Raw genomic sequence first — 11,084 nt, forward strand, 5'->3', positions numbered from 1 at the left:
CTTCCCAATGAGATTTCCATGAAACGTTTCGTTCTGCTGGACACCACCCCAATCCCCGACAACGGCGGTGCCTTGTGCCTGTTCGAATACGGCGAGGACTTCGTTATCAAGATCCAGGGCGGTGACGGTGGCCAACTAATGAACACGCGCATGCACGGTTCCGAAGACGCCTTGGCGGAGATTCCCTGCCGCAAAGTGGCCGGGCGCCCGGGTTCGCGGGTGTTGATCGGCGGCCTGGGCATGGGCTTTACCCTGGCCGCAGCGCTCAAGCATTTGGGCAAGACTGCCGAAGTGGTGGTGGCCGAGCTGGTGCCCGGCGTCGTGGAATGGAACCGTGGGCCGCTGGGAGAGAAATCCGGTCGCCCGCTGCTGGACCCGCGCACCGTGATCCGCCAGGAAGACGTGGCCAAGGTATTGCAGGCCGAACCCCAAGGCTTTGACGCGATCATGCTCGACGTCGACAACGGCCCCGAGGGGCTCACGCAAAAGGCCAACAGTTGGCTGTACTCGGCCAGCGGCCTGGCCGCTTGTGCCAAGGCTCTGCGGCCCAAAGGCGTACTGGCGGTGTGGTCGGCCAGCGCCGACAAGCTGTTCAGTGACAAACTGCGCAAGGCCGGTTTCAAGGCCGAGGAAGTGCAAGTGTTTGCCCATGGCAACAAGGGCACGCGGCATACCATCTGGATTGCAGAGAAGCTCAAGGGCTGATCACGGTTGATTCAATCGCGCCAATCCCCTGTGGGAGCGGCTAGAATCAACCCTATCCGTGAACCACCCAATAATAGCCAGGAGCCATGATGAGCTCGAACAACCCGCCCTCCCACACCGCCAAGCTGGACCGCATCCTCGCCGATGCCCAGCGCGACCGCGAAATGGGCTACCGCGATAAAGCCTTGAAGATGTACCCCCACGTGTGTGGCCGCTGCGCCCGTGAGTTTTCCGGCAAGCGCTTGAGTGAACTGACCGTCCACCACCGCAACCACAACCATGATGACAACCCCCAGGACGGTTCCAACTGGGAGTTGCTGTGCCTGTACTGCCACGACAACGAACACTCGCGCTACACCGACCAGCAGTACTTCGGCGAAGGCTCCACCAGCAGCCCGAGCATTGCCAAGGCGACGCACAACCCGTTTGCGGCGTTGGCGGGGTTGATGAAAAAAGGCAGCTGAATGCTCCAAGCTGCAAGCCTCAAGAAAAAGCCGCTCGGCTTTTAACTTGCAGCTTGTAGCTTGCAGCTATACTGCTGCCTTTTTCAAAGGCACTCCCGTGGGCAATAAACGCTACAGCTGCATCGGTCTGTACAACCCCAAATCCCCCGAAAACGTCGGCTCGGTGATGCGTGCCGCCGGCTGCTACGGCGTGGCCTCGGTGTTCTACACCGGCGTGCGTTACGAGCGCGCCCGGGATTTCATCACCGACACCAAGAAGGTGCACCACGACATCCCGCTGATCGGCATCGACGACCTGAAAAAGATCCTGCCCTTAGGCTGCATCCCGGTGGCCGTGGAACTGGTCGAAGGCGCCCGCCCGTTGCCTGAATACACCCACCCCGACCGCGCGCTGTATATCTTCGGCCCCGAAGACGGCTCCCTGGACAAAGAGATCCGCGACTGGTGCGAGGACGTGGTGTATATCCCCACCACCGGCTGCATGAACCTGGCGGCCACAGTCAACGTGGTGCTCTATGACCGCCTGGCCAAGGGCAACAACACCCGTTCGGGCCCCAAGTACTGAGATTGCGGGAACATCCGGCACATGCGCGCAGTCAGCTAGTAACACTTGCCCTTGTTGGAGACTGATCATGAGCGACAGCAAAACCTTGCGACCTATCATCGAAGCCACACCGTTGAAGCCTCAACCCACCCAGAACGTGCATGGCTGGGAGCGCATCGGCTCAGTGGCCGGTGGGGTGATGATGGTGGGCAAAGGTCTGCGCCGCGGCGGGATTTTCGGCTTGATCCAGGTGGCGATTGGTGGCGTGGCACTGGCCCGTGGTTTTACCGGGCACAGTTCGCTCAAGGACAAACTGGAACAGGGCCGCCAGGAAATGAACAGCGTGCGCACGAAAATCGAGCGCGCTGGGGAAGAGTTGAAGAACTTGAAGACCAAGGCCGAAGTGGCGGCTGAAAAGGCGGTGAAACCTAAAGCCTGAACCAAGACTTGGACATGGACATTCAAATGTGGGAGGGGGCTTGCCCCCGATAGCAGAGTGTCAGCAGCCTACTTTTTGCTGACCCACCGCCATCGGGGGCAAGCCCCCTCCCACATTTTGAATTGCACAGGGGTTGGGATCAGCGCAGCAGTTTGCTGTCCAGTACCACCGACGACTCACCGATCACACTCTCGGCCAACTGCACGAACTCTTTGGTATTGATGCTGTTCACCCGCATCACTGCCTGCGCCAGATCGTCCAGGGAGCGTTTGTTGTGGGTCTTCACGCGAATCTCTCGGTCCAGCTCCTGCAATACCACCACCGAACGCGCCAGCGTCGCGCCGTTGACGTGCTCGCCTTTGAGCGTGGTGACGTCTTTGCCTTCCTTGGTCAGCCGCGCCTGGATCGCCGCATAGCGTTCATCGGTGATGCCACCGGCACGCCGCATCAGTTCAATCGCGTAGTACTCGCCCAAGCCCTCGCTGATCCAGTCACTGCTGTCGTGGTCATTAAAGCGCCCGATGGCCTGCACCACTTCGCGCAGCAACGGGCTACTGCCATTTTCGCCAACGAGCGGCGTGCGGCTGTTGAGGTAGATCGAGTCGCGTAACGAATAAGCCCCTCGCCGCATCGGGTCACTGGCGCCAACGATCAGCAATTTGCCGGGATGACGCGGGAACGCGGCTTCCACCTGGGGCCAGACAAACGTCAGCAACGTCAGCACGTCCATGCGACGCATGCCCTGCCCCTTTGGCGAGGCCACTGTGACGTCGGTTTCACCCAGGCGCAGACGGCGGCTGCCGAGGTTGCCCGCCAGCATCCAGCCGGTGGGGCGGTCGAACAGGCGCGACACGTTGTCGATGCGAAATTTGTTCTGCCCGATGCGCGGCCAGGCGGTTTCGACGCTCTTCCACCCGGTAGGCAGTTCGAACATCAAGCGTGAGACCAGCTCGGTGCCGTCTTGCTGGTCGAGACGTGCGGCCGGCACCAGGTCTTCGCCGCGCAGTAACGCCCAGGCGGGCGTGATCCGTGTGTCATAAACGCCGGGCTTGCGCGCATGGGCCAGGCGTACCCGGTAGGTCAGGCTGGCCTTGTCGGCACTGGGTTGCCACAGGCCACGGTTGCCGGTGATCTGCCACCGGCCATCGGCCTTGAAGTCGCTGTAGTCACCGTCGCGGCCCAGGTCGAAGTTCAGGCTGCGCACCGCCGCGCCCTGGGACAGGCTGACGCGCACCTCGGCCTGCTGGCTTTGGGGCAACAGCTTGATGTGGTAATCCAGGTCGACTTTTTTCGCGCACCAGCCCGGCCCGCTCAGCGCCAGCACGACCAGGCCCGCTGCCCACTTGGCGGCCACCTTCATACACACTCCTCGTTCAGCCTGCGCGGAAAATCAGGTAATCCTCCCAGTCGTCCTCGGGCACGCTGCCTTCGCTGAGCATGCGCCCGGACTGGGAAATGCGTTCGTGGTGCACCGCGTCACGGTCACCGCAGACCAGGTGATGCCACAGCGGCAAGTCCTTGCGCTCGCTGACCAGGCGGTAACCGCAGGTCGGCGGCAACCATTTGAATTGGTCGGCCTGGCCCGGCGTGAGCTGGATGCAGTCGGGCACCGAGGCGCGGCGGTTGGGGTAATCGGTGCACTGGCAGGTTTTCAGGTCGAGCAGTTTGCAGGCGATACGCGTGTAATAGACGCTGTTGTCTTCCTCATCCTCAAGCTTTTGCAGGCAACACAGGCCACAGCCGTCGCACAATGACTCCCACTCCTCCTGATCGAGGTGCTCAAGGGTTTTGCGTATCCAGAAAGGTTCGACTTTGGCGGCCATGGCTCTGCATCAGTATCGGAAGGTGAAAAGGCCGCCAGTCTAGTGCCCAAGCCCGTTGGGGCCAAGCGCTTACGACTGACGGTGTTGCAAGACTTGTCAGGCCTGAGTGGGCGCAGTAGCTTTGAATCCCGGTTTTTTCATCAGGATCTGTCCATGAGCAATAACCCCCGCGTTGCCGATTATCCGATCCACACCCAATTCACCGAGCGCTGGTCGCCCCGCGCCTTCACCGGCGAGAGCATCCCGCAGGACACGCTGCTAAGTTTCTTCGAAGCCGCACGCTGGGCGCCTTCGGCCTACAACTCGCAGCCGTGGCGGTTTTTATATGCGCGCCGTGACACGCCGGACTGGGAGCGTTTCCTGGGCCTGCTCAATGAATTCAACCGCAATTGGGCGCAGCATGCGTCGGCCTTGGTGATCATCGCGTCGAAAACCGACTTCATCGCCCCCGGCGCCACCGAAGAAACCCCGGCGCTGTGGCACACCTTCGACACCGGCTCGGCCTGGGGCCACCTGGCGCTGCAAGCCAGCCTCAGTGGCTGGCACACCCACGGCATGGCCGGTTTCGATCAGGAACTGACCCGCAAGGAGCTGAAGATTCCCCAGGGTTATGCGCTACATGCGGCCGTGGCGGTGGGCAAGTTGGGGGACAAGTCGAGTTTGCCGGAGTACCTGCAAGGGCGCGAAATGCCGAGCCCGCGCAAGCCGTTGAGCGAGCTGGTGTCCGAGGGGGACTTCAGCCTCTAAGCATCGCCCTCTGACCTTCCGACCCTCTGTAGGAGAGAGCTTGCTCGCGAAGAACGTCAACGATGACGCGCACTTTCTGGATAAGCGCGGCGCCTGTGAGTTTTTCGCGAGCAAGCTCGCTCCTACAGGAGGCCATTGGGCAAGCTCTTCAGTAACCGCGCTCGAAATCCACTTCCCCGCGCAGTGCTTGCTTGGCCTGGTAGGCGCGTACGTTCTGCACAAACAACTCCACCATCATCGGCGGCGAGGTCGGGGCCGAGCTGTGCCCGGTCAACAGCAAACCCCACGCCGTCCAGAACGGGTGGCGTTGCGGCAAGGGCTCCTGGCGGCACACGTCGATCACCGCGCCGGCCAGGTGCCCTTCTTTGAGCGCCTCGACCAGGTCGGCGTCCACCACCGCCACGCCACGTCCCACGTTGATAAACAAACCGGTGGGTTTGAATTGCTTGAACAGCGCCGCATCGTACACGTCATGGGTATCAGGCGTGTTGGGCAGCAGGTTGATCACGTAATCCACCTCCCCCACCAGCCGGCCCAACTGGTCGAGCCCGGCCACTTCGATAAAGGGTGCCTGCTCGCGAGCCTGACTGGCGATGCCATACAGCTGCACGCCGAACGGCAGCAGAAACTCGGCCACGCTCTGGCCGATGTCACCGGTGCCGACGATCAGCGCCTTGCGCCCCGCCAGGCTCTGGCCCATGCGGTTATCCCACTTGCGCTCCACCTGGCTGACCAACCGCGCCAGCACTTCGCGCTCGTGGCCCAGCATGTAGGTGAGGACAAACTCGGCCATGACCTGGCCAAAAATGCCCACCGCGCGGGTCAGGCGATAGTCGCGGGGCAAGCCATCGGCCAGCAGCGGCGTGATGCCCGCCCAGGTCGATTGCAGCCATTGCGGGTGATGGCCCTGGCGCAGCAGAGTCGCCAACAGATCGGGCTGGCCCAGCCACACCGGGCAGTCGGCGGCCAGGCGCGAAAGTTCGGCCGAGTCGCCGCTGGTCAGCACTTCGAGGTCTGGGGCGGCGTCCCTGAGCAATTGGGCGTAGAGCGGATGATCCTGTTCAGCAATCAGAACACGCATGGTTCAAACCTTTGAAAAAACAGTGCAGACGGCCGCCCGCATTCTTACGGCCACCGTCCTCTAATACGATTCCATTGAAACTGTGCCCTGAGGCGGGCACTGGTCGATCACATCGGGTCGTTGCGGCGCAGCAACTCTTCGGGCAAGTGCTCGATGTATTCGTCCTCGGCCGGCGGCATTTGCAGGTGGTAGCCCTGCTTGTCGAGGTTTTCCAGGACTTGCACGATATCTTCCTGTTGCAGCTTGCGCTCGGGTGTCAGCACCAGATCGAAGGCATGCGCCGGTTTGCCGAATATCGTGATCAGGCCTTCCGGCACGCGTTCGAGGGCATCGCTCTTGAGCACATAGAGGTACATGCCGACGCGTTTGGAGCTGCGGTAGATGGAGCAAATACGTTTCAAGGCTGTTCTCCGGCATTGGCCAGGCTGTCGAGCAACGCCTGGCCCATCAACTCGCGGCGCCAGCCACGCAGCGAGTCTGGCAATTGGTAAGGCCCATCGGGGTAGCCACTTTTAACCAGGGCTTCGAGGGTTTTCTTGCGCAGCATCAGTTCCGGCGCCATCTCCAGGCGCTCGGCGAAGGTTTGGCCCAGGGCCCGCAGTTGCTTGATCAACGCGGCGGCGTCCACGGGTAATGGTTCTGCCACGGCAGGCGGCCATTGGTCCATGGGCACGCTGGCGGTGCGTTTGATCAGGTCCAGCAGGAACTGGCCGTCCTGGCGCACGGTGCGCGGGTGCATGTCTTCGATCTTGCCCAGGGCGGCGAGGTTATCCGGCTGGGATTTGGCCAAGGGCCACAACGCGTGTTCGCGAATGATGCGGTTGCGCGGCAAGTCGCGGGCACGGGCCTGCTGCTCGCGCCAGGCGCACAGTTCACGCAGCACTGCGAGTTGGGCACGGGACAATTTCCACGCCAGCTTGGCGTCGCGGTACAGCTCGTAGGGGTCGATCTCGCGGCGCAGGTTGGCCACCAGTTCGGCGCCGTCTTCCAATACCCAGGCGTATTTGTCGTCCGACAGTTGCGGGCGCAGGCGGGTGTAAACCTCGGCCAGGTGCACCGCGTCTTCGGCGGCGTAGCTGATCTGCGTCTCCGACAAGGGCCGCTGCAGCCAGTCGGAGCGGGTTTCACCCTTGGGCAGCTCGATATCCAACACCGCTTGCACCAGGCGCGAGTAGCCCATGGAGAAACCGAGGTTGAGGTACGCCGCCGCCAATTGGGTGTCGAACAACGGCACCGGCAAGCTGCCGGTCAGGCGCAACAGCACTTCCAGGTCTTCGCTGCAGGCGTGCACCACCTTGATCACCGCTGGGTTTTCCAGCAAGGCGGCCAAAGGTTGCCAATTGTCGATGGTCAGGGGGTCGATCAGGTAAGCGCGTACGCCATCACCGATCTGGATCAGCCCGGCAATAGGGTAAAAGGTGTCGACCCGCATGAATTCGGTGTCGAGGGCGACGAATGGCAACTGCTGCCATTCGGCGCAATGCTGGCCGAGGCTATCGTTGTCGCAGATCCAGTGAATATCGATGGCCACACGGCTCTCCCTTGAAGAATGGCGCGCAGTATATATCGCGAAAGGGGCTTGCGAGCATCCGCAGTGCACACGCCATCATGAAAACTCCGACAGGAGATGAAGAATAGTCCGACAAAGGGGAGTTATCCCTTCTTACGCAAAACGTAGACGCACCATAGTCGCGAGCCCGGCAGGAACTCTTGGTAGTTGAGGATTTTGAAGCCGGCTTGGCGAAACTCGCTCTCTACCGGCGTGCCCACGTTCACGGCCACAATCACGGTGTCGCGGCTGACGCGGTGAAACTCGTGCAACAACATGAGTCGTGCATCGCTGTCGGGCACATGGCGAAACAAATCCAGGCAGAAAATGCAGTCCACCGCATTCGCCGAAAGGCCAATGGAAAACGCTGAGCCCTGGAATGTTTTGACACGCTTGAGCAACGCGCCCGGGTGATGGGTACGCGCGTGATCGAGCATCGCCTGGGAGTTGTCCGAGGCCAGGATCACGCGGTTGACGTGTTCGGCCAGCACCGGCCAGAAGCGCCCGGAACCGCACGCCAGGTCGAGGATAAGCCCAGGCTCGCCCGCCACCTTCAGGGCTTGGCGCACCAGCCGCGCATCGCGCCACGCCGACAGGCGCTGCAACAGCCTGGGCGGGCGCGGGTCGCCACAGCCCCTGGCATGCTCACGGTCATAGCGCTCGGTGAATTCGGTCTCGATGGAGGATGGAGGTTGTGGCGACATCGCGGGCTCATGTGAATGAAACGGTAGTAAACGACCTTGATTCGCAGCTTAACCGCCGCAACGTGAAAAAAAGGTCGAAAGCCCCTACCCGCCAAAATCGATCATGCCTGGTGCAAATACCAGCGCCAATCCTGCTCCCCCACCTCGCCCATGAATTGGCGGTATTCGGCACGTTTGACCGCCAGGTAAACGCCGAGGAATTCACGCCCGAACGCGTCCGGTGCCCAGCGGGACGTTTCCAGCGCGCGCAAGGTGGTCAGCCAGTCGGTGGGCAGCAGCTCCTTGGCCTGGGCGTAGCCGTTGCCCTCCACCGGGGCGCCAGGGTCGAGCTGTTCGCGGATGCCTCGATGAATGCCGGCCAGAATGGCGGCGGCCGCCAGGTAGGGGTTGGCGTCGGCGCCGCAGATACGGTGTTCGATATGCCGCGATTGTGCCGGGCCGCCGGGCACACGCAGGCTGACGGTGCGGTTGTCCACGCCCCAGGTGGCGGCGAGCGGCGCATAGCTGTTGGTTTGGAAGCGTCGATAAGAGTTGGCGTTGGGGCAGAACATCAACAGTGAATCGAGCAAGGTACTGAGCATGCCGCCCACGGCCTGGCGCAGCAGCGGCGTGCCGTCTGCCGCTTCACTGGCAAACAGGTTACTGCCCTGGGCATCGGCCAGGCTGACATGCATGTGCATACCGGTGCCGGCCAGGTCGTCGAACGGCTTGGCCATGAAACAGGCGGTCATTCCATGCTTGTGCGCCACGCCCTTGACCAGGCGTTTGTAGCGCACGGCTTCGTCCATCGCCTGCAGCGCGTCGGTGCGGTGTTCGAGGGTGATTTCCACTTGGCCCGGCGCGTACTCGGAGATGGCCGTGCGCGCCGGAATCCCTTGCAGCTTGCAGGCGCTGTAGAGGTCGGCAAGAAACGGCTCGATCTGCTCCAGTTCGCGCAGGCCGTAGACCTGAGTCGAGCGCGGGCGATTGCCATCCACATCCCGCGCCGGTTGCGGGCGGCCGTTGCTGTCGGGCTTCTGGTCGAGCAGGTAGAACTCAAGCTCCGCCGCCATTACCGGGTAATAACCGTCGGCCTTGAGCGCCTCGATAACCTTGGCCAGCAGGTGCCTGGGGTCGGCCACGGTGGCGGGCAGGCCTTCGCTGGGGTGCATGCTGACTTGCACCGCCGCGGTGGGGATCAAGCGCCACGGCATGCGCTGCAAGCTGCCGCTGATCGGGTAGGCGCGGCAATCGATATCCCCCACCTCCCACACCAGCCCGGAGTTTTCTACGTCATCGCCATTGATAGTCAGGCCGAGGATGGTGCTGGGCAGGGGCCGGCCACTTTCGTACACCGCCAGCAGTTCGTCGCGGTGCAGCAGCTTGCCGCGCGGTACGCCGTTATTGTCGAGGATAAACAGCTCGAACATCTCAATGTCGGGGTTCTGTTCAAGGAACGCCTGGGCTTCGTGCAGGCTGGCAAAAACACTCATGGGAATTCTCATACGTTTGCGTCAGGCAAGCGCGCAGGCGCCGCCAGGCAGATGCGCACAGGTGCGCGTCATCCATGGGGGTAGATCAACGTAGGAGAGAGGTATCTGGCGGGCGCGCGTGCCGGCAATGGAACAAGGCCCAGAACGCAAGCGCAGACGGCAATGTCGCGGTGTGAGTGTCGGGGCAAGCGTGCATGCGCAAGTCACAGTGATAGAGATACCTGAGCGTCACACGCCGGGTTACGCAGGTCAATTCAGGCTTGACGGAGTTTAGTTGCAGTTTGGCTAAACATTCTGTCTGTAGGAGCGAGCTCGCTCGCGAAGATCGTCAACAATAACGCGGGGCGCCTGATTCACAGCGGCGCACTCAGGTTTTTCGCGAGCAAGCTCGCTCCTACAAAAAACGGGCATTATGGCGGCTTCGACCGTGCCCTAAGGATTCGACTCCATGAAAGCGCCTCTGGCCCTCTGTGTACTGGCAAGCCTGGCCAATGTCGCCCAGGCCGACACCGCTGCATCTCGCCTTGATGAAGTGATTGCGCGCGGCACCCTCACCGTGTGTACCACCGGCGACTACAAGCCTTACACCTCGCTGCGCAGCGACGGCGGCTACGAAGGCATCGACATTGCCATGGCCGAGTCCCTGGCCAAGAGCCTCAACGCTAAAATCAACTGGGTGCCCACCACCTGGAAAACCCTGATGCCGGACTTTCTGGCCCAACGCTGCGACATCGCGGTGGGCGGTATTTCCGTGTCGTTGGAACGTCAGAAAAAAGCCTTCTTCAGCCAGTCTCTCGGGGTCGATGGCAAGATCCCACTGGTGCGCTGCGCCGATGTGCAGCGCTACCAGACGGTGGAACAGATCAACCAGCCCCAGGTGCGAGTGATCGAACCCGCCGGTGGCACCAATGAAGTGTTTGCCCGTGCGCACCTGGGCCAGACGCAGATTCGCCTGCATGACAACGTGACGATTTTTGATGAACTGCTGGCGGGCAAAGCCGATGTGATGATTACCGACGCCAGCGAGGCGCGTTATCAGCAGAAGCTCAAGCCTGGGTTGTGCGCGGTCAACCCGGAGCAACCGATGCAGTACAGTGAAAAAGCGTTTTTGTTGCCGCGCGATGATGTGGCCTGGAAGAGTTATGTGGATCAGTGGTTGCATTTGAGTGTGGCGACGGGGGCGTATGCGGGGATTGTGGGGCAGTGGTTGGCTGCGCCATGAATGTGGCCGGCGCGATCTAAATGTGGGAGCTGGCTTGCCTGCGATTGGGCCATAAGTACCTACACAAAAAGCCGCTGCTGCCCAAGCTAACCACGATGCGAAGCGAGTCGCTCTTGATCTGCTTTTGATCTTGATCTTAGGCGCCCCGTCAAACCACGCTGGCCGGAATTCGACAGGGATTTGGGGGGTAAACCGGCAGGGATGCCGGTTTAGCCGCCCCGCGCCATGGATGGCGCGTGGCGGCGGCCCCCCAAATTACTGGCGGATTACGGGCACACCGAGCCTAAGCGAGGTGCCGAGTGGTGGGGCAAGAGCGTTTTGCTTACTTTTGCGC

The 11,084-nt window shown here is 61.8% G+C and carries 13 protein-coding genes; 6 read left to right on the forward strand and 7 right to left on the reverse strand.

What is annotated here, in order from left to right:
* The first annotated feature begins 18 nt into the window (after positions 1–18).
* The 4 genes from DK871_RS18400 to DK871_RS18415 all read left to right on the forward strand — a co-directional run bounded on the left by DK871_RS18400 (position 19) and on the right by DK871_RS18415 (position 2,152).
* Positions 19–705, forward strand: a complete 687-nt coding sequence (locus DK871_RS18400) for a spermidine synthase (protein WP_161906204.1) — start codon at positions 19–21, stop codon at positions 703–705.
* Positions 706–794: 89 nt separating this feature from the next.
* The gene (locus tag DK871_RS18405; protein ID WP_034126623.1) at positions 795–1,169 is read left to right on the forward strand and encodes a YajD family HNH nuclease; all 375 of its coding nucleotides are present in this window, start codon (positions 795–797) and stop codon (positions 1,167–1,169) included.
* A 97-nt stretch (positions 1,170–1,266) separates the two neighbouring features.
* Positions 1,267–1,734: an RNA methyltransferase gene (locus DK871_RS18410; protein WP_003189607.1), complete on the forward strand. Its 468-nt coding sequence runs from the start codon at positions 1,267–1,269 to the stop codon at positions 1,732–1,734.
* A 67-nt stretch (positions 1,735–1,801) separates the two neighbouring features.
* Positions 1,802–2,152 (forward strand): DUF2892 domain-containing protein, encoded by a 351-nt coding sequence (locus tag DK871_RS18415; protein ID WP_019818260.1) that lies wholly within the window; start codon positions 1,802–1,804, stop codon positions 2,150–2,152.
* A 139-nt stretch (positions 2,153–2,291) separates the two neighbouring features.
* Here DK871_RS18415 and DK871_RS18420 read toward each other — a convergent pair whose 3' ends face one another.
* Both DK871_RS18420 and DK871_RS18425 read right to left on the reverse strand, forming a co-directional pair.
* The gene (locus tag DK871_RS18420) at positions 2,292–3,512 is read right to left on the reverse strand and encodes a hypothetical protein (protein ID WP_161906205.1); all 1,221 of its coding nucleotides are present in this window, start codon (positions 3,510–3,512) and stop codon (positions 2,292–2,294) included.
* A gap of 13 nt (positions 3,513–3,525) precedes the next feature.
* Positions 3,526–3,975 (reverse strand): YcgN family cysteine cluster protein, encoded by a 450-nt coding sequence (locus DK871_RS18425; RefSeq protein ID WP_016971382.1) that lies wholly within the window; start codon positions 3,973–3,975, stop codon positions 3,526–3,528.
* A gap of 153 nt (positions 3,976–4,128) precedes the next feature.
* On the opposite strand from DK871_RS18425, the gene DK871_RS18430 reads away from it, so the two are divergent.
* Complete coding sequence (locus tag DK871_RS18430; RefSeq protein ID WP_094774398.1) at positions 4,129–4,722, forward strand: nitroreductase family protein; 594 nt, start codon at positions 4,129–4,131, stop codon at positions 4,720–4,722.
* A gap of 148 nt (positions 4,723–4,870) precedes the next feature.
* On the opposite strand, the gene DK871_RS18435 is transcribed toward DK871_RS18430, so the two are convergent.
* The 5 genes from DK871_RS18435 to DK871_RS18455 form a co-directional block, all read right to left on the reverse strand.
* Entirely contained in the window at positions 4,871–5,803 is a 933-nt protein-coding gene (locus DK871_RS18435) for a D-2-hydroxyacid dehydrogenase (RefSeq protein ID WP_161906206.1), read from the reverse strand.
* Between the two features lie 107 nt (positions 5,804–5,910).
* Positions 5,911–6,204: a YcgL domain-containing protein gene (locus DK871_RS18440; RefSeq protein WP_161906207.1), complete on the reverse strand. Its 294-nt coding sequence runs from the start codon at positions 6,202–6,204 to the stop codon at positions 5,911–5,913.
* Positions 6,201–7,334, reverse strand: coding sequence for a ribonuclease D (rnd, locus tag DK871_RS18445; protein ID WP_161906208.1), 1,134 nt, complete (start codon positions 7,332–7,334; stop codon positions 6,201–6,203). The genes DK871_RS18440 and rnd overlap by 4 nt, the downstream gene beginning before the upstream one ends.
* A 122-nt stretch (positions 7,335–7,456) precedes the next feature.
* The gene (locus DK871_RS18450; protein ID WP_032892876.1) at positions 7,457–8,056 is read right to left on the reverse strand and encodes a class I SAM-dependent methyltransferase; all 600 of its coding nucleotides are present in this window, start codon (positions 8,054–8,056) and stop codon (positions 7,457–7,459) included.
* Positions 8,057–8,157: 101 nt separating this feature from the next.
* Entirely contained in the window at positions 8,158–9,528 is a 1,371-nt protein-coding gene (locus DK871_RS18455; RefSeq protein ID WP_161906209.1) for a glutamine synthetase family protein, read from the reverse strand.
* A 448-nt stretch (positions 9,529–9,976) separates the two neighbouring features.
* Here DK871_RS18455 and DK871_RS18460 point away from each other — a divergent pair, with 448 nt between their 5' ends.
* Entirely contained in the window at positions 9,977–10,750 is a 774-nt protein-coding gene (locus tag DK871_RS18460) for a transporter substrate-binding domain-containing protein (protein WP_161906210.1), read from the forward strand.
* Positions 10,751–11,084 lie beyond the last annotated feature (334 nt).

It is taken from the genome of Pseudomonas sp. L13, assembly GCF_009935965.1.
Taxonomy (GTDB): domain Bacteria; phylum Pseudomonadota; class Gammaproteobacteria; order Pseudomonadales; family Pseudomonadaceae; genus Aquipseudomonas; species Aquipseudomonas lactis.

Coding starts and splice junctions, on each gene's coding strand:
- DK871_RS18415 (WP_019818260.1), top strand. CDS start 1,802: ATGAGCGACAGCAAAACCTTGCGACCTATCATCGAAGCCACACCGTTG.
- DK871_RS18460 (WP_161906210.1), top strand. CDS start 9,977: ATGAAAGCGCCTCTGGCCCTCTGTGTACTGGCAAGCCTGGCCAATGTC.
- DK871_RS18420 (WP_161906205.1), bottom strand. CDS start 3,512: ATGAAGGTGGCCGCCAAGTGGGCAGCGGGCCTGGTCGTGCTGGCGCTG.
- DK871_RS18455 (WP_161906209.1), bottom strand. CDS start 9,528: ATGAGTGTTTTTGCCAGCCTGCACGAAGCCCAGGCGTTCCTTGAACAG.
- DK871_RS18425 (WP_016971382.1), bottom strand. CDS start 3,975: ATGGCCGCCAAAGTCGAACCTTTCTGGATACGCAAAACCCTTGAGCAC.
- DK871_RS18400 (WP_161906204.1), top strand. CDS start 19: ATGAAACGTTTCGTTCTGCTGGACACCACCCCAATCCCCGACAACGGC.
- DK871_RS18450 (WP_032892876.1), bottom strand. CDS start 8,056: ATGTCGCCACAACCTCCATCCTCCATCGAGACCGAATTCACCGAGCGC.
- DK871_RS18430 (WP_094774398.1), top strand. CDS start 4,129: ATGAGCAATAACCCCCGCGTTGCCGATTATCCGATCCACACCCAATTC.
- DK871_RS18435 (WP_161906206.1), bottom strand. CDS start 5,803: ATGCGTGTTCTGATTGCTGAACAGGATCATCCGCTCTACGCCCAATTG.
- DK871_RS18405 (WP_034126623.1), top strand. CDS start 795: ATGAGCTCGAACAACCCGCCCTCCCACACCGCCAAGCTGGACCGCATC.